Annotated in this window: 20 protein-coding genes and 1 pseudogene; 14 read left to right on the top strand and 7 right to left on the bottom strand. The window is 59.0% G+C overall.

Translation table 11 applies throughout. The features are described 5' to 3' along the window. Position 1: 1 nt before the first annotated feature. From ACGHU1_RS02505 to ACGHU1_RS02490, 4 genes and pseudogenes are all read left to right on the top strand, one after another. Positions 2-1,797 (top strand): annotated as a pseudogene (locus tag ACGHU1_RS02505) (copper resistance system multicopper oxidase). Next, entirely contained in the window at positions 1,794-2,768 is a 975-nt protein-coding gene (locus ACGHU1_RS02500) for a copper resistance protein B (RefSeq protein WP_390583058.1), read from the top strand. The pseudogene ACGHU1_RS02505 and the gene ACGHU1_RS02500 overlap by 4 nt, the downstream one beginning before the upstream one ends. A 110-nt stretch (positions 2,769-2,878) precedes the next feature. Beyond that, entirely contained in the window at positions 2,879-4,987 is a 2,109-nt protein-coding gene (locus ACGHU1_RS02495; protein WP_390583056.1) for a TIR domain-containing protein, read from the top strand. A 196-nt stretch (positions 4,988-5,183) separates the two neighbouring features. Next, a complete protein-coding gene (locus ACGHU1_RS02490; protein ID WP_390583054.1) occupies positions 5,184-5,858 on the top strand; it encodes a hypothetical protein in 675 nt (224 codons plus the stop codon). Between the two features lie 105 nt (positions 5,859-5,963). Here the strand turns inward: ACGHU1_RS02490 and ACGHU1_RS02485 are convergent, their stop codons facing one another. Continuing rightward, the gene (locus ACGHU1_RS02485; protein ID WP_390583053.1) at positions 5,964-7,094 is read right to left on the bottom strand and encodes an acyl-CoA dehydrogenase family protein; all 1,131 of its coding nucleotides are present in this window, start codon (positions 7,092-7,094) and stop codon (positions 5,964-5,966) included. Positions 7,095-7,121: 27 nt separating this feature from the next. Beyond that, positions 7,122-8,330: an acyl-CoA dehydrogenase family protein gene (locus tag ACGHU1_RS02480; protein ID WP_390583051.1), complete on the bottom strand. Its 1,209-nt coding sequence runs from the start codon at positions 8,328-8,330 to the stop codon at positions 7,122-7,124. 244 nt (positions 8,331-8,574) lie between these two features. Here ACGHU1_RS02480 and ACGHU1_RS02475 point away from each other — a divergent pair, with 244 nt between their 5' ends. Then, positions 8,575-9,954, top strand: coding sequence for an NAD-dependent succinate-semialdehyde dehydrogenase (locus ACGHU1_RS02475; RefSeq protein WP_390583050.1), 1,380 nt, complete (start codon positions 8,575-8,577; stop codon positions 9,952-9,954). A 96-nt stretch (positions 9,955-10,050) separates the two neighbouring features. On the opposite strand, the gene ACGHU1_RS02470 is transcribed toward ACGHU1_RS02475, so the two are convergent. Next, positions 10,051-10,314, bottom strand: a complete 264-nt coding sequence (locus ACGHU1_RS02470; RefSeq protein ID WP_390583048.1) for a hypothetical protein — start codon at positions 10,312-10,314, stop codon at positions 10,051-10,053. A 154-nt stretch (positions 10,315-10,468) separates the two neighbouring features. On the opposite strand from ACGHU1_RS02470, the gene ACGHU1_RS02465 reads away from it, so the two are divergent. The 6 genes from ACGHU1_RS02465 (at position 10,469) to ACGHU1_RS02440 (ending at position 17,810) form a co-directional block, all read left to right on the top strand. Beyond that, positions 10,469-11,386, top strand: a complete 918-nt coding sequence (locus tag ACGHU1_RS02465) for an aminotransferase class IV (protein ID WP_390583046.1) — start codon at positions 10,469-10,471, stop codon at positions 11,384-11,386. Continuing rightward, entirely contained in the window at positions 11,383-12,105 is a 723-nt protein-coding gene (locus tag ACGHU1_RS02460; RefSeq protein ID WP_390583044.1) for an HAD family hydrolase, read from the top strand. The genes ACGHU1_RS02465 and ACGHU1_RS02460 overlap by 4 nt, the downstream gene beginning before the upstream one ends. 68 nt (positions 12,106-12,173) lie before the next feature. Continuing rightward, entirely contained in the window at positions 12,174-13,805 is a 1,632-nt protein-coding gene (locus ACGHU1_RS02455) for an acyl-CoA dehydrogenase family protein (protein ID WP_390583042.1), read from the top strand. A gap of 63 nt (positions 13,806-13,868) precedes the next feature. Continuing rightward, positions 13,869-14,612, top strand: a complete 744-nt coding sequence (otsB, locus tag ACGHU1_RS02450; protein ID WP_390583041.1) for a trehalose-phosphatase — start codon at positions 13,869-13,871, stop codon at positions 14,610-14,612. Further along, positions 14,609-16,411: a glycoside hydrolase family 15 protein gene (locus ACGHU1_RS02445; RefSeq protein ID WP_390583039.1), complete on the top strand. Its 1,803-nt coding sequence runs from the start codon at positions 14,609-14,611 to the stop codon at positions 16,409-16,411. The genes otsB and ACGHU1_RS02445 overlap by 4 nt, the downstream gene beginning before the upstream one ends. 7 nt (positions 16,412-16,418) lie before the next feature. Further along, positions 16,419-17,810: a trehalose-6-phosphate synthase gene (locus ACGHU1_RS02440; RefSeq protein WP_390583037.1), complete on the top strand. Its 1,392-nt coding sequence runs from the start codon at positions 16,419-16,421 to the stop codon at positions 17,808-17,810. Positions 17,811-17,823: 13 nt separating this feature from the next. Here the strand turns inward: ACGHU1_RS02440 and ACGHU1_RS02435 are convergent, their stop codons facing one another. Next, the gene (locus ACGHU1_RS02435) at positions 17,824-18,282 is read right to left on the bottom strand and encodes a response regulator (RefSeq protein ID WP_390583036.1); all 459 of its coding nucleotides are present in this window, start codon (positions 18,280-18,282) and stop codon (positions 17,824-17,826) included. A 176-nt stretch (positions 18,283-18,458) separates the two neighbouring features. On the opposite strand from ACGHU1_RS02435, the gene ACGHU1_RS02430 reads away from it, so the two are divergent. Together ACGHU1_RS02430 and trxB are read left to right on the top strand one after the other, a co-directional pair. Next, the gene (locus tag ACGHU1_RS02430) at positions 18,459-19,250 is read left to right on the top strand and encodes a tyrosine-protein phosphatase (RefSeq protein WP_390583034.1); all 792 of its coding nucleotides are present in this window, start codon (positions 18,459-18,461) and stop codon (positions 19,248-19,250) included. An 80-nt stretch (positions 19,251-19,330) separates the two neighbouring features. After that, complete coding sequence (gene trxB / locus ACGHU1_RS02425; RefSeq protein ID WP_390583032.1) at positions 19,331-20,311, top strand: thioredoxin-disulfide reductase; 981 nt, start codon at positions 19,331-19,333, stop codon at positions 20,309-20,311. Positions 20,312-20,340: 29 nt separating this feature from the next. On the opposite strand, the gene ACGHU1_RS02420 is transcribed toward trxB, so the two are convergent. The 3 genes from ACGHU1_RS02420 to ACGHU1_RS02410 all read right to left on the bottom strand — a co-directional run bounded on the left by ACGHU1_RS02420 (position 20,341) and on the right by ACGHU1_RS02410 (position 22,299). Continuing rightward, on the bottom strand, positions 20,341-20,787 hold the full coding sequence (locus ACGHU1_RS02420; RefSeq protein WP_390583031.1) for an MAPEG family protein: 447 nt from the start codon (positions 20,785-20,787) through the stop codon (positions 20,341-20,343). A 26-nt stretch (positions 20,788-20,813) separates the two neighbouring features. Then, entirely contained in the window at positions 20,814-21,266 is a 453-nt protein-coding gene (locus ACGHU1_RS02415) for an MAPEG family protein (protein ID WP_390583029.1), read from the bottom strand. 67 nt (positions 21,267-21,333) lie between these two features. Further along, positions 21,334-22,299, bottom strand: a complete 966-nt coding sequence (locus tag ACGHU1_RS02410; RefSeq protein ID WP_390583027.1) for a threonine/serine dehydratase — start codon at positions 22,297-22,299, stop codon at positions 21,334-21,336. A 236-nt stretch (positions 22,300-22,535) separates the two neighbouring features. On the opposite strand from ACGHU1_RS02410, the gene ACGHU1_RS02405 reads away from it, so the two are divergent. Continuing rightward, positions 22,536-23,747, top strand: coding sequence for a saccharopine dehydrogenase family protein (locus ACGHU1_RS02405; protein ID WP_390583025.1), 1,212 nt, complete (start codon positions 22,536-22,538; stop codon positions 23,745-23,747). Positions 23,748-23,771: the final 24 nt, after the last annotated feature.

The raw sequence follows: 23,771 nt of genomic DNA, 5'->3' as shown, positions 1-23,771 counted from the left end.
CATGAACTCTTACACCAATCCAACCCGCCGTAATCTGCTTAAAGGCTCCCTTGCTGTCGGCGGGGTATTCGGCCTCCAGTCGATGATGCCTGCTTGGGCGTCTCCCACAGGTCTGGCGCACAGCCCGGCGACGAAAACGGGCGCGACGTTGACTGGTGAGGATATTGCCCTTTCCATTGGCAATTCGACATTCTCTGTCGGCGGGAAAACCGGCCATGCCGTGACCGTCAATGGATCGATCCCCGCACCGCTCATTCGCCTCCGCGAGGGGCAAAATGTCCGTTTGGCCGTGACCAATCACCTTGAAGAGGACACGTCCATTCACTGGCATGGCCTGCTGCTGCCATTTCAGATGGACGGTGTGCCAGGCGTCAGCTTCCCCGGTATCAAACCGCACGAAACGTTCGTGTATGAATTTCCTATCATCCAGTCCGGGACATACTGGTATCACAGCCACTCCGGCTTGCAGGAGGCGATGGGGCATTATGGCCCGATCGTGGTCGATCCCGCTGGCGCTGATCCGGTCGAGTATGACCGCGAGCATATTATTGTGCTGTCCGACTGGAGTTTTATGCACCCGCACGAAATCATGCGGCGGCTGAAGCAATCGCCAGACTATTTCAACCGCCAGCAGCAAACGCTGGCCGGGCTGCTTTCAGGGGAAGGGCAGACCGCCAAGCAGCGCCTGGAATGGGCGGGAATGCGCATGATGCCGTCAGACATCGCCGATGTGACGGGAGCGGCCTATACCTATCTTATCAACGGACACGGCCACGGCGAAAACTGGACCGGCCTGTTCACACCCGGAGAGCGGGTGCGCCTGCGCGTCATCAACGCCTCTGCAATGAGCATTTTCAATGTCCGAATTCCGGGCCTGCCGATGATTGTGGTCAATGCCGATGGCGAAAATGTGCAGCCGGTTGAAACGGACGAGTTCCAGATCGGGGTCGCGGAGACTTACGATGTGGTCGTTACCCCGCGCGATGATCAGGCATACACTCTGGCCGCTGAAAGCATTGACCGTTCGGGCATGGCGCGCGCCACTCTGGCGCCGCGATTAGGAATGGAAGCGCCCGTTCCCGAATTGCGTGAGCGCCCGACCCTGACGATGCGCGACATGGGAATGGGCGGCATGGCCGGCATGGGCGCCGCAACCATCAGCGATGACGCTGTGGATCACGCGGCGATGGGCCACGGCGATATGGCTGGCTCCAGCTCGGCTCCTATGGATCACGGCGACATGAGCATGCGCGATCCGGCCAACGCGCCCGGTGTCGAAATGAACCCGGGCGTCGATATGATTGCGCCTGATCCTGCCGACAGGACGGGCGATCGCGGGCTGGGCCTGGAGGACGTGCCCCACCGCGTCCTCACCTACACACAGCTGCGATCGCTGGAGCCTAATCCCGATCTCCGAAGCCCTAGCCGCGAACTGGTAATTCATCTGACCGGCAATATGGAACGCTATATGTGGTCGTTTGACGGGAAACGATTTGCCGAAGTGGTCGAACCGTTCCGTTTTGCACGCGATGAGCGTGTGCGGGTCAAACTGGTGAACAACACCATGATGACGCACCCGATCCACCTTCACGGGCACTATTCGAGATCGTGAACGGGGCGGACGGGCATCAACCGCGCAAGCACACCGTCAGTGTTCTGCCCGGCGGATATGTGAAATTCGATTTCACCGCCGATGCGCCCGGTGACTGGGCATTCCACTGCCACCTGCTGATGCACATGCACGCAGGCATGTTCAACGTGGTCAAAGTACGCCCGATGAAAGACGATGCAGCGTGAGGGCCGCGCTATTAGCCGCAGCCTGCGCCCTGCCGTTCCCCGTCGCCGCACAGCAGATGGACCATTCTGGTCATGACATGTCGCAGCAGGGCGAGCAGGATACCCCTGCCGATCCTCACGCCGGTCACGACATGAGCGCGATGCAGGAGAGCGATGCCCACAAACCCGATCCCCATGCTGGACATGATATGATGGGGATGGAGAACGGCGATATGGCGCTCCCCACCTCCAACCCGCCAGCAGAGGCGTTTTCCGGACCTGAACATGCAGCCGACGCGCTTTTCTCCGCTGCCGAAATGGCGGCCGCCCGCGAACAGCTTCGCAAGGAGCAGGGCGGGGCGGTTAATTCACTCTTCAACGTTGACCGGCTGGAACTGCAATCTGGCGAGGGTCCGGATGCCTATGCTTGGGAAGCGAATGCCTGGATCGGCGGCGACATCGATAAGCTGTGGATCAAGACCGAGGGTGAGGGCGAAGTTAAAGGTTCGCTGGACGATGCCGAAGTCCAGGCGCTGTGGAGCCGCGCGATCGGGCCGTGGTTCGATTTTCAGGCAGGGGTGCGTTACGATTACCGCCCGTCGGAGCCTGACACGTCCCATATTGTGCTGGGAATGCAGGGACTTGCCCCGTATCTTTTTGAAATTGATGTCGCCGGGTTTCTGTCGGATGAAGGCGATCTTACCGCCCGCGTGGAGGCGGAATATGATCTTCGCATCACGCAGCAGCTGATCTTGCAACCTCGCGCGGAATTGAACTTTGCGGCGCAGGATATTCCCGAACTCGGCATTGGCGCTGGCCTCTCCAGCGTCGATGCAGGCCTGCGATTGCGATACGAAATCGTACCCGAATTTGCGCCCTATATCGGGGTGGAATATCAAACCGACCTCGGCGAAACGCGCGACTTTACAAGGGCGGATGGCGGTGATCCCGACCGCTCTGTTTTTCTGGCTGGCGTGAAATTCTGGTTCTGATGAAAGGCGCGGCTTTACGAGGCTTCAAAACCCTGCGGTCCTTTCCCTAAATCGCGCATTTCGCTTTTCCCGCCGCTGACGATATGGTCGGCGAGTGGGGAGGGCCGGCTTTGCAACCATTCGAATACAAGGCTTTCATCAGCTACAGCTGGACTGACGCTGCATGGGGCAAGTGGGCGCACCAGAGCATCGAATCCTACCGCACGCCAAAAGCGTTGGTGGGACAGGACGGCGCGCTGGGCCCGATCCCGAAATCGCTGCGCCCTTTGTTCAAGGACCGGGAGGAAGAGGCAGCGGGCGCAAGCATCGGTTCCGCTGTCGAGGCCGCGCTGGCCGGCTCGGAATTCCTGCTTGTAATTTGTTCTCCGACATCGGCGCGATCCGAATGGGTAAATTTCGAAATTGCATGGTTCAAAACGCACCGTGACCCATCAAAAATCCTTGCGCTGATTGTCGGTGGAGAGCCGGGCGCATCAAAGATACCCGGACGCGAGGCGGAAGAGTGCTTTCCGCGCGCGTTGACCCACGCAATTGATAAAAATCTGGCGATAACCGATATCGAAGAAGACACTCCGCTTGCTGCTGATGCGCGCAGCAGCGGCGATGGCAAACAGGCGGCGAAGCTGAAACTGGTCGCCGCGATGCTGGGCGTGAAGCTTGATGAACTGGTCAGGCGGGATCAGAAACGCCGCGCCATTCGCAGCCGTATCATTGTGACGGCATCCCTGTCGCTTGCGGTCATCATGAGCGGTCTGGCGTGGTTCGCGATTGAAGCGCGGAATGAGGCGCAGGTCCAGCGCGATCAGGCAGAAGGACTGGTCGAATATATGATCAGTGACTTGCGCGAAAACCTGCAGCCCAATGTGCAATTGCAGGTGCTGGGCGGCATCGCCGACAGGGCCAACCGCTATTACGAAATCCAGTCGAATTACACGATGGATGCAAATGCGCTGGGTCGCCGTTCGCGGGTGCTCAAACTGCTTGCCGATCTGGAGCAGGACCGCGGCAACACCGAAAAATCGATGGAACTGCATCGCCGGTCGGTGGAGGCGTCGGCTCGCCAGTTGGAATTTGAACCTGACAATCCGCAGCGTGTTCTCGAACACGCATACAGCGTTCAGGGGCTGGGCAATGCGGCCTTTGTCCAAGGCGATCTGGATTTTGCGCTGCGTCAGATGAATGCAGCAGCGGATCTGCTCCGCGACCTTTCGGCGCGCAGCGATGCGACTGCGGAATGGAAGGCGGAATACGGGTCAGCCGTCGCCAATCTGGGAATTGTGCAATATCAGCAGCGCAATCTGGATACAGCGATTGCCAATCTGGAGCGCGCAATCACGATCAAGCGCGAGGCGGCGAGCAGCCGTGATGCAGATTGGCAGGACAAGTTCGATTTTGCGATCACGCTCGCGTGGATGGCGCGCGCGATGACTGCCGATGGGAAGAATGATGCCGCCGCGCGTTTGCTCGGGGAGGAAAACAGTATCTACGAGGCGATGCTGGCAGACGATCCTGAAGACACCTATGCCCTCGCATCGCGGGTCAGCAATCGCGCCAAGCTGGCCGATATGCGCCTGCTCGCGGGGCGAAGCGAGGAAGGGCTGGAACTGGCGCAGCAATCTGCGCAGGGGGCAGCGAAATCGCTCGAATTTGATGCGGCGGACATGACCAACGTGGATCGTTTCGTGCGTTCGCAGCTGGTTCTGGCCCGGGCGCAACTGGCTAAGGGCGATGATCGGTCCGCTGAGGCAGCTATCCGGCGTGCTGGGCGATATGCTGAACAATTGGCCGCAGACGATCCCTCAAGGCTCGCATGGAACGGAGAGCTGCTTGGCAATGCGCGCGTTCTGACAGCGCAAATCGATGCGCGCAGGGCTTCATCCATACAGCAATGCCGCACCGCTTTACGACAGGTCGCATCCGAAGCCCGGCGTCTGGCAGGTCTTGCTGACAATAACCCAAGCGAGCTCGGCCTGACACTGGCGGCGGTAAATGCGGCGCTGATGTTGGGCGATTCGCAGGCGATTGCCGGCGAGAACGCGAAGGCTGTCCAATCATGGAGAGACGGCAGGTCGCGGCTGGAAAGCTTCGCGGAAACTGGCGGTGCGCTGCACGATCTGGCCAGCAAGCAATTGATTGGAAAGCTGGATATGCGGCTGGATAATGCGGTTGGCAGTTCTGCTCCGGATGCGCGTCTGGTTGCCGGTCTTTGCGGTGTCTGACCTCCTGTTTGGAGGGCCGTGATAAATCTGCCATCGTCAACGCCGACAGCCGCTCTATCCGCAGCTGGCGATTGCAACCTTGGGGGGATTTATGGACTGGGAATTCAGCAGTGCCGATGGAAGGACCAAACTTTCACTTTCGGAAGGAAACGCCGGGTCATCGGGCTTTTTGCTCCGCGGGGGAGAGCGTCAATTCTTGACCGGCAGTAGCCTCGCGGCGCCATCAAAACAGGTTCAAATCAACGCTGGCGGCCAACAGAATGTCACGATATCGGTTGAAGGTGACAGCGCATCTCCCACCAGCCTGACGCTTTCGGGCAGCGATGCAAACGGGCCTTTGAACGAGGTGCTCCTGCCCATGATGAGCAGAGACATCGGGCGCATCGTCGATGCCTATCGCCGATGCTACGCTGTCATTACCATCGGCGAAGTTGACGGGGTAACGACCTGCACAGAAGCGTGGCAGGGCGGTCCGACGTTGAAAGCGCGCGGCGGCACTATCGGCCTCTCGCGTAATGTCGGCTTCGATTACAAAGAGCCTCGCAATATCACGTTCCCCGACGATACTGTCCGCAAGATTTGCGAAAACGGTTCATCCGGCGACACGGTCACACTTAATGTGCCCAAACTGGCGACGGAGGCAGGCACGCCCGGACCGGTGATGATCCAGTTTGTTGGCGATATGGATCATTTCTCGGACCCGCCGTTCAGGCAGCCGCACGATCAGCTTTGCAGCGTGTTTTATGAAGGCTACAAACGCAATTGCCTTAGCGTCGAATATTCCAATTCGGGAGAGCCGCTGACGCTGCATTTCAATCACGGGCTTAGACGCAGCCACAAATCGGTCATCATCGTGCCGACAGCGTTCTGAACGCACTTAAACTCCGGGCTGTGTCCCCAAACAACAATCGCGCGCGCACCGTGTCTGCCGGTGCGCACGCGATTGGCTGGCAGGGCATCAGCCCCGGTATTGTTGTTACGAAAGCGCGATGTGGCGCTTCATGTGATGATCGACGTTCCCGAATTCGGAATCGAAGATCGTCAGCCGTTTGAAATAGTGCCCGATGGCGTACTCATCGGTCACGCCGTTGCCGCCGTGAATTTGCACTGCTTCCTGACCGATATGATGGGCAGCCTGACCGATGCGGACCTTTGCCGCTGAAACGGCGCGCTTACGCTCATTAACCTCGGCATCAAGCCGAAGGGTCGCCAGATAGGTGAGCGAGACCGATTGTTCGTATTCGGTGTACATGTCGACCATGCGGTGCTGCAGGACCTGAAACGAACCGATTGGAACGCCAAACTGTTTGCGCTGGCGCGAATATTCGACCGTCATTGCGTGCGCGACTTTCATTGCTCCGCAGGCTTCGGCGCATTGTGCTGCGATGGCTTCATCGGTGACTTGTTCGATCAACGGAAGCGCGGCCCCTTCGTCGCCGATGAGAGCTTCGGCGGGAACCGACACGTTTTCGAAATAGACTTCCGATGCGCGGCGCCCGTCAACGGTTTCATAATCGCGGGTGACGACGCCATCGGCTGACTTGTCGACGATAAAAACGCTCACGCCGTCGGCATCACGCTGGCCGCCCGATGTGCGGGCGGTGACGACCAAGTGGCTGGCCCACGGCGCGCCGATGACAACAGCCTTGTGACCGTTCAAAACATATCCGCTGCCATCCTTTTTAGCGGTGGTTTCAAGATTGGCGTAATCATACCGGCCGCGCGGCTCGGCATAGGCGAATGCGAACACCTGGCTCCCATCGACGATGCCGCCAATATGCTCTTCTTTTTGCGCCGCAGTGCCGGCGTGTTTCAGGAAACCGCCAGCGCACACAACGGTGGGCACGAATGGTTCGACCACGAGGCCTTTGCCGAATTCTTCCATGACGACCATCGCATCGACTGCGCCGCCGCCGAAACCGCCATCTTCTTCGCTGAATGGCATACCCAGAATGCCAAGTTCAGCGAGCTTTGCCCAAACCTCTGGCCGCCAGCCCGCTTCGCTTTCGATGGCGACGCGGCGGGTTTCCCAATCATATTGTTCACGGACCATGCGCGAAAGTCCGTCGCGCACCATTTCCTGTTCTTCGGTGAAGTTGAAGTCCACTATATCTCTCCGGTGTCGCTCGTGCTTTTAGAGGCCGAGGATCATCTTTGTTATGATGTTGCGCTGAATTTCGTTCGACCCGCCATAGATCGAAGTCTTGCGCATATTGAAATAGGTCGCGGCGGCGTGATGCGCGTAATCCGGACCAATCGGGTACTGGTTGGACCCTTCATTGCCGGAAATGTTAGCGATGTTGCCGTAATAGGGCGTTCCATAGCTACCGACAGCTTCCAGCGTTAGTTCGGTGAGGCGCTGCTGGATTTCGGTCCCCTTGATCTTGAGGATCGAGCTTTCCGGTCCCGGACCCTTGCCCGCCTGTTCACCCGCGAGCGTGCGCAGTTCGGTGATCTCCAGAGCGGCCAGATCAATCTCCAGCTGGCTAACTTTGCGCGCGAAATCGAAATCCTCGATCAGCGGTGTGTCTTCGACCTGTTCTGCGGCTGCGATCTCGCGCAGTTTTTCCACTCCGCGCTTGGACCGGGCGACGCCGGCGATCCCGCTGCGTTCATGGGCGAGCAGGAATTTGGCGTAGGTCCAGCCTTTGTTCTCTTCACCGACAAGGTTTTCTACCGGCACGCGGACATCGGTGAGCCAGGTTTCATTGACCTCGTATCCGCCATCCAGCAGCTTGATCGGGCGTACTTCGACACCAGGCGATTTCATGTCGATCAGGATAAAGCTGATGCCTTCCTGCGGCTTTGCAGCGTCGGGATCGGTGCGGCACAGGAAAAAGCCCCAATCGGCGTGCTGTGCCAGCGTGGTCCATGTTTTCTGGCCGTTGATGACGTAGTGATCGCCATCGCGAACGGCAGTGGTTTTCAGTGAGGCGAGGTCTGATCCTGCGCCTGGCTCGGAATATCCCTGGCACCACCACACATCGCCGCTGCGGATGCCGGGCAGGTGCTGGGCCTTCTGTTCTTCATTGCCGAATGTGTAGATTACCGGGCCAACCATCGAAACACCAAATGGAAGCGGCATGAACGTGTTCGCGCGGGCGTTTTCTTCTGACCAGATATAACGCTGCGTCGGGGTCCAGCCCGTGCCGCCATATTCGACCGGCCAAGCGGGAACCGACCAGCCTTTTTCGCCAAGGACCTTGTGCCATGCGGTCATCTCTTCGGGAGTCATGTCCTCGCGCATGCCAAAGTCACCAAGATGGGAAGGATGGTTTTCAGCGATGAAGGTGCGGACCTCCTCGCGAAAGGCGATTTCCTCTGGGGAAAATTCAAGGTTCATTTCAGGAGCTCCCAAGTTTTGTCTGTTTACCCGTGCTTATTGTCACGGGAGCCCGCCGGGTCAAAGCCCAAAAAACTCAAAATCGCGCGCATCGGGTGCAAGTGTGCTGGCAATCGGGCTGCGACGGGAATGGAACGCAGTTGGCCGAACTCCGTTACATTACCAATCCCCCCGCGCGCTTCCCGCGAAGCTTGATCCAATTCGAGTTTCGCGGTGAGGGCGCCGCAACCAATAAAGGCATCAAATGACCACTATCACCACCGTAAACCCTGCCACTGGCGAAGAAATCGAAACATACGAGACTATGAACGAAAGTCAGGCGTTCTCGAAAATCGAGGCGGCTCACCGCGCGTTTCTGGATTGGCGCACTCTCACCCATGAAGAACGCGCACCGTATCTGCGCAAGATCGCCGAGACATTGCGCAACAATTCGGAAAAGTTCGCACAATTGATGACCGCTGAAATGGGCAAGCTGCTGAAAGACGGACATACCGAGGTCGAAATTTGTGCCCGCATTTGTGAATACACCGCTGATAATGGGCCGAGCGAGCTTGCTGACGAAGAGCGCAAACACAGTGGCGGCAAGAAACGCGGGATCGTCACCTATTCTCCCATCGGCGTGATCTACAGCATCCAGCCGTGGAATTTTCCGATCTATCAGCCGCTCCGCGTGCTCGCGGCAAACTTGATGGCCGGTAACGCGGTCATTCTCAAACACGCCTCTATCTGCACTGGCAGCGGGCTGTTGCTGCGCGATCTTTGCCTCGAAGCGGGTCTGCCGAAAGGGTTGTTCGACGTGATCCTGGTCGGCCATGACGTGTCGGACAAGGTTATCGAACACAAACTGGTGCGCGCAGTGACCATGACCGGCAGCGACGGCGCAGGCAGCCATATCGGCGAACTGGCAGCCAAAAACCTCAAGAAAACCGTGTTGGAACTGGGATCAAACGATGCGTATCTCGTTCTGGAAGATGCCGACATCGACCTCGCGGTGAAAACCAGTGTGCAGGGGCGCCTTTATAACAACGGCGAAACTTGCGTATCTGCCAAACGCTTTATTGTGACCGACGCGGTTTACGATGAATTCGTTTCGGCTTTCGTCGAGCAGATGAAGGCAATCAAGATGGGCGACCCCCGCGACGATGACACGCAGCTGGGGCCGGTATCGAGTGACGAGCAATTCGAAACCCTAGTCGAACAGGTGAAAAAGAGCGTCGATGGCGGCGCGACAATCCTGTGCGGCGGCGATCCCGATGATCGAGAGGGGTGCTATTACCCCGCAACCGTTCTGGCAGACTGTCTTCCCGGAACACCGGCCTATGACGATGAACTGTTCGGTCCAGTTGCATCTGTCATCCGGGCAAAGGATGATGAGGACGCCATGCGCATCGCCAATGATAGCCGATACGGCCTTGGCGGCGGTATCTTTACCAAGGATGAAGATAAGGCGATCCGGCTTGCCCGTGACCACTTCGATACAGGCATGATCCGCATCAATTCATTCGGCGCGGCTGATCCGGCCATGCCATTCGGCGGAGTGAAGAATTCCGGGTATGGCCGTGAACACGGCGGTTTTGGCATGAAGGAATTCGTCAACGCCAAAGCGGTATTTTTGCCGTCGTAACTCGCGACGCGCTGTCCGTATGATGTCAGCGCAGGCGTAACAAACGCTCTGAAACTCTCATGGGCGCGTTCTGCAATCGCAGGGCGCGCCCATAATTCATCCATAATCCTGGCTGAAACCAATTATGGTCCCGCTGCGGGGCGGTTCGGTTGTGTCTACCGCCGATTTGCCGGGCGGCAGCGACAGGGCTGCGCGCACGTGATTTTCCGGCGACTGAGCAATCGCGACTTCTGCTTCGGCAGCGAATTCGACGAGTTGCTGCGCGTCACGGTCGTCAACATAGGCTTCGAACCCTCGGCTAAGGCTGAGTGCAGGCAGGCCCGCCATCGCGGCGGCGGCAACCAGAGCCGTGACAGACACGATCAGAAAGATTTAGCGGAATAACCGCGCCGACCGTTACTCGGCCGGCAGGCCAAGAATAAGCTAGCGATGAAATGTGGACAGATGATGGATCGCGCCGCCCGTAAATGCGCAGATGGTTGTCAGCCGCGCCGATCTGCCTAGACAAGGAGGCATGGCTAAAGGCACGCATGATTTCGCCCCCGATCCCCGCAACGAAACCATCCTGATCGATGTGAACGGGACGCTGTTTCCGCGTGCCGAGGCAAGCGTGTCGGTCTTCGACAGCGGCTTCATGCTTGGCGATGGCGTTTGGGAGGGGTTGCGCCTGCATCGTGGCCGGATTGCGTTTCTGGACGCGCATCTCGACCGGTTGTTTGAAGGAGCAAAGGCGATCGCGATGGATATTGGCCTTTCACGCGAAGCTCTTGTCCGGCGGCTTGAGGCAGTAATCGACGGCAATGATATGCGGGACCAGGAGGGCGTGCATATCCGCCTTATGGTGACGCGCGGCATTCGCTCTACGCCGTATCAGGACCCGCGCGTAATCATTTCGCCGGCTACCATCGTGATCATCCCCGAATACAAGGCGGCGTTGCCTGCGACCATCGAACACGGCATACGCCTGTTCACGGTGCATGTGCGGCGCGGCGATCCAGCGGTGCAGGACCAAAAACTTAATTCGCACAGCAAGCTGAACTGTATCACCGCCTGCATTCAGGCCGCGCAGGCCGGTGCGGACGAGGCGCTGATGCTGGACCCGCACGGCTTCGTCGCGACCTGCAATTCGACACATTTTTTCATCGTGCGAAAGGGCGAGGTCTGGACCTCCAGCGGTGATTATTGCCTGGGCGGGATCACCCGTAGCAATGTCATCCAGATCTGCCGCGAAGAAAGTATTCCGGTGTTCGAAAAGAATTTCTCCCTCACCGATGTATACGGCGCGGATGAGGCGTTTGTGACCGGTACATTTGCGGGCGTTGTTCCGGTAACAGAGACTGACGGGCGTAGTCTGACAGACGGCAGGGGACCGATGGTTGAACGCTTGCAACGTCTGTACAAGGGGCTGATGGACCGGGACGTTTCAGCGTGAGTATCAGGATCGCGATGTGGTCTGGCCCGCGCAATATCTCGACCGCGATGATGCGCAGTTTTGGTGCGCGGCGTGACTGCACGGTGTCTGATGAGCCGTTCTACGGCGCGTTTCTAAAGAACAGCGGAGAGCAGCACCCGATGGCGCAGGAAACCATCGCCGATATGGACTGCGACTGGCGCAGCATCCTTCGTACGCAGTCCGGTCCGGTGCCAGAGGGCAAAGCAGTCTGGTATCAAAAGCATATGCCGCACCACATGATAGGCCCCGTTTCGATCCGCAATTTTCCAGACCATCGCCACGCTTTCCTGATCCGCGCGCCTGAGCGAGTTGTCGCAAGTTACCGTGGCAAGAATGAATTGCGCGAACCAGAGGCGCTTGGTTTTACCAAATTGCGCCAATATTTTGAAGAAGAGGCAGACCGCACTGGCGCCGCTCCGCCGGTCATTGATAGTGATGCGGTGCTGCAAAACCCGGAGGGCGTTCTCAAACGGCTTTGCAAGGCTCTGAATATCGATTGGCACCCGGCCATGCTGTCTTGGGAGCCGGGCGCAAAACCCGAAGACGGCGTGTGGGGTGCGCATTGGTATGACAAAGTCAACGCATCCACCGGGTTTGGACCGCCGCGGGGCGATTTGCCCGAACTGGACGGGCAGTTTGCGCGCGTTGCGGAGGCAAGCCGTGGTGATTACGAGGCGCTGAAAGCCCATGCGATCTGAAAGCCCCGCCCGCCCTCTCAAATTGAAGCGGCCTGCTCACGCGCCGCGCTCTGCTAGCGAGTTGCCCTATGAATGAATGGATTTCGGCGGCGCGCGATGCCGCGCTTGCAGCCAAGAATTACACCAGCGCAGTCCGCGCCGCTGTACGCGATGATGTCGGCACCGATCCGGCAGCAATCACGCGCGAACAGCACAAGGTGCACGGTTTCGCCTGGATCGCGTCCAGCGCCGCAGCATTGGAGGCTCTATCTGACTGGGCTGCGCGCGCCGAGGAAAACGGAGCCTATGGCGAAGCGGAAGAACTGACCTTGCGCATCGGGTTCGGCGAATATTGCGCGCAGTTGATTCACGGCGTGCCGATGAGCGCGAGCGAAGTGGTCCGTCCAGCCGCGCTCGGCGCGCAGGCAGCTGCTGAAGATCTGGCCGCCAATGCGGCGGTGTGCCGGTTCATCGATGAAGGCAGCACACCTGCAACCCGCGCGCGCTTTGCCGAATTGCTGAGCGAAGGCATCCGCCCGGACGAGAGGCTTGGCGATGATACGCTGGACATGATCCGCGAACAATTCCGGTCCTTTACCGCCGACCGGATTACTCCGCACGCACACGAATGGCATCTCGCCGATGACCTGATCCCGGACAGCGTGATCGCTGAAATGGCGCAGCTTGGCGTGTTCGGTGTGTGTATCGCGGAAAGCCACGGCGGGCTGGGCTTGGGCAAACTGGCGATGTCGGTCGTGTCGGAGGAGCTTTCGCGCGGCTGGATTTGCGCAGGTTCGCTAGGCACTCGGTCCGAAATTGCGGGCGAGTTGATCGGCGAAAACGGGACTGAGGCGCAAAAAGCCAAATTTTTGCCGGGCATTGCTGACGGTAGCATCCTGCCCACCGCTGTTTTCACAGAGCCTGATACGGGGTCGGACCTCGCCAGTGTGCGGACCCGCGGACGAGCCGCAGGCGATGACAATTGGCAGATCGACGGCGCAAAGACATGGATCACCCACGCCGCGCGCGCCGACTTGATGACATTGCTGGTACGCACCAATCCTGATGAGCCGGGCTATCGCGGGCTTTCCATGTTTCTCGCTGAAAAAACGCGCGGGTGTGATGCCAATCCTTTCCCCGATGAAGGCATAGATGGCAGCGAGATCGAGGTTCTGGGCTATCGCGGCATGAAAGAATATGCGCTCGGCTTTGATGGCTTTGCCGTTCGCGGCGATGCGCTTCTCGGCGGGGCAGAGGGGCAGGGGTTCAAACAATTAATGCGCACATTTGAGGGCGCGCGTATCCAGACCGCCGCACGCGCAATCGGGGTTGCGTGGAATGCCTTTGACCTTGCGCTTGATTATGCGCTCGGTCGCAAGCAATTTGGCGCGCCGCTCACCCAGTTTCCGCGCGTGTCTGATAAACTGGCCCTCATGGCGGTGGAGATCGTGATGAGCCGTGAGCTGACCTATTTCGCTGCGCGCCAGAAAGATCGCGGCAATCGCTGCGATATCGAAGCGGGCATGGCAAAACTGCTTGGCGCCCGCACGGCGTGGAGCGCCGCCGACAATGCCGTGCAGATTCACGGAGGCAACGGCTATGCTCTGGAATATCCGATCAGCCGGGTGCTGTGCGATGCGCGCATCCTCAACATCTTCGAAGGCGCGGCGGAAATACAGGCGCAGGTCATCGGGCGCGGGCTGCTTGCAGATCAGCGGTGATTGATCCTGTTGCAGTGCAGCGTAGTTATTGACGGCCCGGCCTGACGCTCTATGCCGGATGTCATGCATTCCAGCATCAATCCCGGCCCGCCGCCCTCGCTTGCTTCGCTGATCGAGGCTGGTCCGGCGGCGCTGTTTCTCGACTTTGACGGGACGCTTGTGGAGCTTGCGCCGGGGCCGGATGCGATCAAGCCGCGCGATGGGCTGGCCGATGCCCTGGGCGCGCTTGCGGACCGGTTGGGTGGGCGCTGCGCTGTGGTGAGCGGGCGCGGATTGTCCGATATCGAAAAGCATATTGGACCTTTGCCGGTCGCCGGGGCAGGTTCGCACGGCTCCGACATGCGCCGCCGCGACGGGATCAGTGTGGGCGCAGGCGCAAAGGCATTGCCGCAAGAGATCGAGCAGGCGCTGCGAGCATTCGCAGAGGAACACGGCATTGATTACGAAGAAAAACCGCATGGCGGCGCGCTGCATTACCGCGCCAAACCCGATGCTGGCGTAGCTGCTGAAAATTTCGCAAATGAGTTGGCTGAAAAACACGGTTGGGCCGCGCAGGGCGGTAAATGCGTGATCGAAGTGGTGGCGAAAACCGCGAACAAGGGTGCAGCGGTCTCCGCTTTTATGAAAGAGCCACCCTTCGCCGGATCGCGCCCATTCTTCATCGGGGATGACCTGACCGACGAAGCCGGCTTTGCCGCATGTGAGGCGGCCGGCGGGGCAGGTATCCTAGTCGGAACGCGCAGCGATACGCGCGCGGTATTCCGCCTTCCCACTGTTCAATCCGTGCACAAATGGCTGGAACTATGACAGAAACGCGCCTTCCCAATCTTGAACTGTGGCCGATTGGCAATTGTCAGGTTTCCGGCCTCATCGACCAGACTGGCGCGCTGGTGTGGGGCTGTGTGCCGCGCGTTGATGGCGATCCGGTTTTCTCCGCGCTGCTCAACGGCGAGCAGCGTGATGCGGGTATCTGGCGATTCGAGCTGGAGGGGCAATGCAACGCGAAGCAGGAATATATTCGCAACACGCCGCATTTGGTCACGACGCTGGAGGCGAGCGATGGCAGCGCGGTTGAGATCCTCGATTTCTGTCCGCGCTACGAACGATCGGGCCGCATGTACCGGCCCGTTGCCTATGTTCGTATCGTAAGGCCCATATCCGGCAATCCGCGCATCCGCGTGGTGCTGAACCCGGTCAAGAATTACGGCGCGCAGATTGCCGATACCACGCACGGCACGAACCACATCCGGTATCTGGTCGGACCTCAGGCTCTGCGCCTCTCCACCGATGCGCCGGTCGGCTACATTATGGAAGGGCGCACTTTCCGTATCGAGGAGGACACCCATTTCTTCCTCGGCCCGGATGAACCTTTCGTCGGCAATCTGCGCGAAGAAGTCCGTTCGATGGAGCAGGCGACGCGCAAATACTGGCAAAACTGGGTGCGGATGCTCGCGATTCCGTTCGAATGGCAGGAAGAGGTCATCCGCTGCGCCATCACGCTGAAACTCTGCCAGCATGAAGAAACGGGCGCGATCGTCGCGGCACTGACGACCTCGATCCCGGAGGCTGCGGATTCGGAGCGGAACTGGGATTACCGGTACTGCTGGATCCGCGATTCCTACTACACGATCCAAGCGCTTAACCGCCTCGGCGCGCTCGATGTGATGGAGAAATACCTCACCTATCTGCGCAACATCGTGGACGGTGCGCGCGGCGGGCAGATCCAGCCGCTGTATTCGGTGATGGGCGAAAGCGAGCTGGATGAAACCACAGCCAGCTACCTCGCCGGATATCGCGGCATGGGACCGGTGCGCCGCGGCAATGCGGCCTACAAACAAATCCAGCACGATTGTTATGGGCAGATCGTCTTGCCGAGCGCGCAAAGCTTTTTCGACACGCGCCTGCTTCGGATGGCGGACGAGCGGGATTTCGAAAATCTTGAGCAGGTCGGCAAAATGGCTTGGGCGATGCACGATCAGCCAGATGCGGGCCTGTGGGAATTTCGCACCCGTCAAGAAGTGCACACCTATTCCGCCGTGATGAGCTGGGCCGCGTGTGACAGGCTGGCCAATGTGGCGGCGCATATCGGCAAGGAGGACCGCGCACAGCTTTGGCGGGAGCGCGCCGACAGCATCCGCGCCAAAATTGAAGCCGAAGCGTGGAAAGAAAACGGCGAAGGCGGGCATTACGGTGCGAGTTTTGAAAGCGACTATCTCGACGCAAGCCTGCTTCAAATGGTCGAATTGCGTTTTCTCTCGCCCGATAACGAACGGTTCCAGCAGACCTTCGCCGCCGTCGAGGAACATTTGCGGCGCGGCGACCACATGCTGCGTTACGCTGCAGAGGATGATTTCGGCGCGCCGGAAACCGCGTTCAATGTCTGCACGTTCTGGCTGATCGAGGCGCTGCACCTCGCCGGACGGGACGAAGAGGCGTGCAAGCTGTTCACCACGATGCTTAGCCACACGACGCAATCCGGCCTGCTTTCGGAAGACCTCGATTACGAAACCGGAGAGCTTTGGGGGAACTTCCCGCAGACCTACTCGCTGGTAGGGGTAATCAACTGCGCCGGTCTATTGTCCAAATCCTGGAGTGAAGTGCGATAACCTTTTCATGAGCCGCCTTGTCGTGATTTCCAACCGAGTGGCCGTGCCCAAAGCGCGCGGCGCGGCGGGTGCGCAGGGCGGATTGGCGGGCGCGCTGAACGCGGCGCTAAAGGATCGCGGCGGGCTGTGGTTCGGTTGGTCGGGTGAGGAAAGCGAAGACCGCACCGGAAACATGAACCTGGTGCGCAGTGACGGCGTGACCACAGCGACCATCGATCTGTCGAGCCGCGACGTGGACGAATATTACAACGGCTACGCCAATTCGACCCTATGGCCGCTGTTCCATTACCGCATAGACCTAGCTGAATTTGAGAATGAAACCGGGCGCGGTTACGAGCGTGTGAATGAACGCTTCGCTGAAAGCGTCCTGCCTCTGATCGAAGAAGACGATCTGGTCTGGGTGCATGACTATCATCTCATCCCGATCGGCAGCCGGCTGCGGGAACGCGGCGCGAAAAACCGTATCGGATTTTTCTTGCACACCCCTTGGCCGCCAACACGCCTGCTGACTTCGCTGCCGTTCCATGAACGGTTGGTGCTGACCATGCTCAGCTATGACATTATCGGATTCCAGACCGAGGAATGGCTGTCCAGTTTCGTCCACTATTGCCAGACCGAACTGGGAGCGGATGTCGATCCAGAAACGGGCCGCATCACCCATGAGGGTCGCACCACGATTGCGCGCGCCTATCCCATCGGGATCGACTGGGACCATTTCCAGAAACAGGGCGACACCGGCGATGCGCGTCAGGCCGCGCAGCGGCTGCTTGCCTCTACCCGGCATCGCACCGGGATGATCGGGGTGGACCGGCTCGATTATTCCAAAGGCCTGCCCGAACGTATTGATGGAATCGGCCGGTTTTTCGACCAACACCCCGAACGCGTGCGCGATCTGGTGTTTATCCAGATCGCTCCGCCCAGCCGGGAAGATGTTGAAAGCTATCAGAAAATTCGCGGAACGTTGGAGCAGAAGACGGGCCAGATCAACGGTGCGCGCAGTGAAGTTGATCTGGTGCCGATCCGCTACGTCAACCAGGGTTACAGCCATGCCGAGCTGTACGGATTTTTCCGCGCGGCCAAGATCGGTCTGGTCACGCCCCTGCGCGATGGCATGAACCTCGTCGCGAAAGAATATGTCGCGGCGCAGGACCCTGAAGATCCGGGCGTACTTATCCTGTCCGATTTTGCCGGAGCAGCGCATCAGCTGTCATGCGATGGCAAGGGCGCCTTGATTGTCAACCCGCACAGTCCCGATCTGCTTTCCCGCGCAATCGAAACTGCGCTCGACATGCCATTGGAAGAGCGCAAATCGCGTTATGAAGCGATGGTCGAGACCGTGCGCGATGACAATGTGCAGGCGTGGACGTCTGATTTCTGCGGCGATCTTGCTGCCGACTGACGGGCTGCCAAGTTTAGACCCAGCGCCGTTTCAAACTGCTTGTTTCTTCAAGAAAACCGGCTTCGCGCGCCACGCGCGTTTTCAGATCGACATGCAAATCGCGCCCGCGCCGCATCAGCACATCGGTGATTTTGCTCAACAGCCCTTGCTTAGTGAAGGGTTTTCGCAGGTATTCCTGAGCGCCGGCATAAATGGCGCGGGTCTCGTCCGCTTCGTCGGTCATCGCGGTGAACATGATGACGGGCAGATCATAGAAAAATTGCGATCCGCGAAGTTTACGCAGCAATGTGACGCCAGACATTCCGGGCATATCCTGATCCAGCAGCAAGATGTCAGGTCGCCGCGTCTCCATCAAATCCCACGCATGTTCGCCGCTGGTCACCCAGCCGCAGGCATGTCCGGCATCAAGCAGGATGTCGCAAGCCATCTGCGCAATCAGATCATCATCATCGGCGATGAGTATGCGGGCCATTGTGAAACACCTTGTGATTGCTTTGCTTGGGGTAGACGCGGTTATGGTTACTCCGATGGTTACCAAATGCCCCTTTTCGCGCCACTACGCATTCGCACTAGGGTTGGTGAATACGAAATGGATGCAAACGCGCGCTGCGGTTGTGCGCGGTGCGCGGCGCTGCCACTCTCACGCACATGATTCGATCTACGCCCAGCGACCCGTTCCTTCCTACTCAAGGCATCCATAATTTCCGCGATTACGGCGGATACACTGTGACCGGAGGCGGGCGGGTCAGAACCGGTTTGCTCTTTCGATCCGGGCACCATGCAGACGCGACCACTAGCGATCTGGAGACGGTTTCGGCGCTATCGCTTAAACACGTTATTGATCTGCGCGGAGATAGCGAGCGGGCGCGCCATACTTGCCAGCGGCCCGATGATTTCGGCGCAGAGGTGATGTATTTCGAAGGGGAGACGGCAGGGCTTGCCCCGCATTTAGAGGCAGCAGAGGGCAGTATCGATGCGACGAGCGCGCACCGCGCTATGGTCGAACTGTATGGCGCGCTGCCCGACCGCGAGGGGCTGAACTCAATCCTGCGCCGGTTCTTTACCGCGCTGGCTGCGGGGGAGGGCGCAAGTCTGGTTCATTGCGCCGCAGGAAAAGATCGCACGGGCATTGCGGTTGATCTGCTCCACCACATCCTTGGCGTGCATCCTGACGATGCAATGCACGATTACCTGTTGACCAATCATTCGCCCCGCAACGAAGAACGGATCGCCCACGGTATGCAACTGCTCGGGGAAAAATATGGCGCAGGGGACGAGGCGACCGCGCGCGTGTTGATGGGCGTGGATGCCGAGTTTCTGAATGCAGCCCGCGATTCTGTGCAAAGCCGCTTTGGCGATCCGGACCGCTATCTGGACGCAGTTTTGCAGGTGGATGCGGCGAAACAGGCGGCAATCAAAGAACAGCTTGTGGATGCGTAAGACAATCCTTGCGTGCGCGAATTGAAGCGCGGCGCATGAACGCCTAAGTCATGGGCTTCAGTTCAACAGGAATACAAAACATGGCCACCACCCATCGCACCAAGATGCTTATTATCGGCTCCGGCCCGGCAGGATACAGCGCGGCAATCTATGCTGCGCGCGCCATGCTTGAACCGATTGTGGTGCAGGGGCTGCAACCCGGCGGCCAGTTGACCATCACGACCGATGTCGAAAACTATCCCGGCTTTCGCGATGTCGTGCAGGGGCCGTGGTTGATGGAAGAGATGAAGGCGCAGGCCGAACATGTCGGCACGCGCATGATGTGGGACACCATCGTCTCGGTCGATCTCGACAATGGCCCGCCCTATACGGCGATCGGCGATAGCGGCGATGAATATGTCGGCGACACTCTGGTGATCTGCACCGGCGCGCAGGCGAAATGGCTGGGCGCGCCAGGCGAAATGGAACTGGGCGGCAAGGGTGTATCGGCCTGCGCGACGTGCGACGGGTTCTTTTACCGGGGCAAGAAGGTCGCGGTTATCGGCGGCGGCAACACCGCCGTCGAAGAGGCGCTGTATCTGACCAATCATTCCGACGATGTGACCCTGATCCACCGCCGCGATGAATTGCGCGCGGAGAAAATCCTTCAGGACCGCCTGCTCAACCACCCCAAGATTACCGCGCTCTGGAACAAGACGGTCACCAGTTTCGAGGCGGGCGAAGACGGCTCCCTGCATCACCTCGCGTTGGAAGACACGCAAACCGGCGAAAAATCGACATTGGAGGTCGACGGCGCATTCGTAGCCATCGGCCACGCCCCCGCGACCGAACTGTTCAAGGGTAAGCTTTCCATGGACGAAAGCGGCTATCTCGATGTGGAACCGGGGACCCCGAAAACGGCGTTGCCGGGCGTGTTCGCCGCTGGCGATGTGACCGATCACGTGTATCGGCAAGCGGTCACCGCGGCGGGAATGGGCTGCATGGCCGCGCTGGACGGGGAGCGTTTCCTCGCCACTATGGCAGCTGCGCCAGCAGAGCGCGAGGTGGAAGCGGCGGAGTAACACCCTCCGCCGCTCATCGCCCGGCACCATCAAATGTGAATGTCGAAGACCATGATGCTTGCATGGAATATCAGCGCAATCAGCACGAGGCTGGAAAGCGCGAACAGGACAAACCGAACCATGACGCGGTTCGCGGTGACTTGCACGAGCGAATGCGCCACGCGCAGGCCCACATAAATCCACGCTAGAAACGCGTTCATCCCATCGCCAGAGCCAAGGATGGCGAGCACGATTGCCACCGCGTAAAACACCGTAGGTTGTTCGTGCAGGTGATTGTAATTGTCCGCTTTCCAATTGACCTTTTCCGGCAATTTGGCGCGCAATTCAGAACCGGTGGTGCCCACCAGCTTGGCCGGGCTTTCGATATCGGGCGCTTTGCCCATTGCGGGAATTCGGGTTGCGTACATCCACGCCCACATGATCATCGTCCAGATCATCAGCGCGACCGCCGGTTGCAGGATATCCATTCCAATCATGTCTCAAATTTTCCGATCAATTGTATTCAGGTAAGCGATGCTGGATCAGCGAACACAGTCGCCAATACCGCGCGGATGGCCAAGACGACCAGAACTATCGAACTGACGAGGAACAGGGTGAAACGCACAGGCAGCGTGTTGACGAGTATCTGCCACAGGGAATGCACGATACGCAGCGCCAAATATACCCATGCCAGCGTCACATCGAGAGCACCCGGGCCCGCAATCGCCAGCATAATTGCGGTAGCGTAAAACAGCGTCGGCTGTTCATGCAGGTGCGTATGATTGTGCGCAGGCCAATTTGCTTTGTCCGGAATGACGCCTTCCAGGTCGCCGCCGCGCAGGCCCGTGCGCCCGGAAAGGCTGGAATTGTCCTTGATCTTTGCAACCGCGCCAAAACGCGTCGGTATGATCCAGAACATGACAATCAGCGTCCACACCACCAATATCGCGGCGGGCGCGAGCATTTGTGCCTGCATGAAAGCGATCCCCTTTTCCCTCTATCGCCACGCTCCCTGCGAAAGCGCGCGAGGATTGTCAAACCCGCTATACCGCCTCTGCGGTCTCAGCCGCTGCGATAGTTCGGGCATAGGCGGCTGGATCGGCATTGCCGCCTGTCAGCATGATGACAGTGTCCGGGTCGACGGGCACCTTGCTCGCCAGTGCAGCGGCGAGCGCGGCTGCTCCGCCCGGTTCGAGCACGATGTGCAGGTTTGCAAACGCAAACCGCTGCGCCGCGCGAATCTCTTCATCCGTGACAGTAATCCCCGGTTCTGCCCGCCCGGCCAGCATGTCGAGATTGAGCTGCTTGGTCGCGTTGGGTTGCAGGGCGTCGCAAATGGTCTTCGGCGCGTCTGCGGCAGCTTCGACGATTTCGCCTGCGGCCAACGCCTTGCCAACCATGTCCCAGCCCACTGGCTCAACGATATGGATTGCGCTTGCAGGGCAGGCGAGGCTCAGGCCCACGGCGAGGCCGCCTCCGCCGCAGCAGGTTATGATACGGCTCGGCTCGTGACCCAGTTGCGCCGCAAGCTCCAGCCCGGCGGTTCCTTGCCCTTCCATGACCCAAGGATCGCCGAACGCATGGACCAACGTGCCGCCTTTTTCGGCGATAATTTTCGCCGCCACGCCGTCGCGATCTTCCCCCGGCCGTTCGTACAGCACGATATCCGCGCCCAGCGCGCGGGTGTTGTCCAGTTTCACCTGCGGCGCATCGCGCGGCATGACGATGGTTGCCCGCAGGCCCAGCTTGCGCGCCGCCCATGCCACGCCCTGCGCGTGATTGCCGCTCGACACGGCGACGGCATGATCGTCATCCAGACTTTTGAGCCGCCACCATGCGCCCCTGATCTTGAACGCGCCGATGGGTTGCAGGTTCTCGCACTTCACATGCGCCTGCACGCCGCCGATCTCGACCGGAAGCAGGGGCGTGGGCGCAAGCGGGATTGCCTGAATGCTTTCCAGCGCCGCTGCGACACCGTCGGCATTGGGTTTGCGAACCTGATCGCTCATGCGGTTGCCCCCGGTTTGTAGGGAGACATGGACCGCATGTGACACGGTCTTGGCGAAGAAGAATTCTCTGATTTCAAACGATTTTCGTCTCGTGAAGCGATAGGCTGTGTTGGAATTGGATTTGCCATGATTTCACCCTGCCGAAAGACGCCGATGTAGGAAACACCGGATCATTTGTCCCACTTAGCGCATTGCAGTAGTGAGCGCGCAAGAATCGAATTTGAAAGGTCATGATTATGTCGACAGTTCTGGTGATCGGGGCAGGGGGCGTCAGCTCGGTTTGCGTCCACAAAATGGCTATGAACCCGCAGATTTTCCCAGAAATCCACCTCGCCAGCCGAACGAAGTCGAAGTGCGACGCCATCGCTGCGAGCGTTAGAGAGCGCACGGGCGAAACCATCGCCACATACGAAATCGACGCGGAAGAAGTGCCCGCTATGGTCAACCTCATCAAAAAGGTCGGCGCGACCCACGTTGTCAATCTCGCGCTCCCGTATCAGGATTTGCCGATCATGGATGCCTGTCTGGAGGCGGGCGTAGATTATCTCGATACCGCCAATTACGAGCCGAAGGACGAGGCGAAGTTCGAATACAAATGGCAGTGGGCCTATCACGACAAGTTCAAATCAGCGGGCCTGATGGCGCTGCTCGGCTCCGGCTTTGATCCCGGTGTGACGAGCGTGTTCACAATGTGGCTGAAGAAGCACAAGCTCAAGACGATCCGCACACTCGACATCCTCGACTGCAATGGCGGAGATCATGGTCAGGCGTTTGCGACCAACTTCAATCCCGAAATCAACATTCGCGAAGTCACCGCTCCGGCCCGGCATTGGGAAAACGGCGAGTGGGTGGAAACGCCTGCGATGCAGGTTTCAACCCCGTTCGATTTTGAAAAGGTCGGCACGCGCCAGGCATATCTGATGTATCACGAGGAATTGGAAAGCCTGTCCAAATTCAATCCCGAAATTGAGCGGGCGCGGTTCTGGATGACGTTTGGTGATGAATACATCAAACACCTTACCGTGCTCCAGAATGTGGGTATGACCAGCATCGAGCCGGTCCGGTATCAGGGGCAGGAAATCGTGCCGCTGCAATTCCTCGCCGCGGTTCTGCCAAAGCCGGAGAGCCTCGGCGAAACGACCAAGGGCAACACCAATATCGGCTGCATAGCCACCGGCGAAGCGCTGGATGGTTCAGGCGAGAAGACGTTCTACATCAACAACATCTGCTCGCACGAGGCTGCATACAGAGAAACCGGCAATCAGGCGGTCAGCTACACCACAGGCGTGCCCGCAATGATCGGCACTGCGATGATGGTAACCGGCACATGGAGCGGAGAGGGCGTGTTCAACATGGAAGAAATGGACCCCGATCCCTTCATGGAAATGCTGAACGAACACGGTCTTCCATGGCAGGTGACTGAACTGGATGGGCCGGTTTCGTTCTAGAGTTTGTTTCGGACAGAGAAACCA

Source organism: Erythrobacter sp. MTPC3 (assembly GCF_042854385.1).
In the GTDB taxonomy this organism is placed as follows: Bacteria; Pseudomonadota; Alphaproteobacteria; order Sphingomonadales; family Sphingomonadaceae; genus Erythrobacter.
This window is presented reverse-complemented; position numbering and strand designations above follow the sequence as displayed.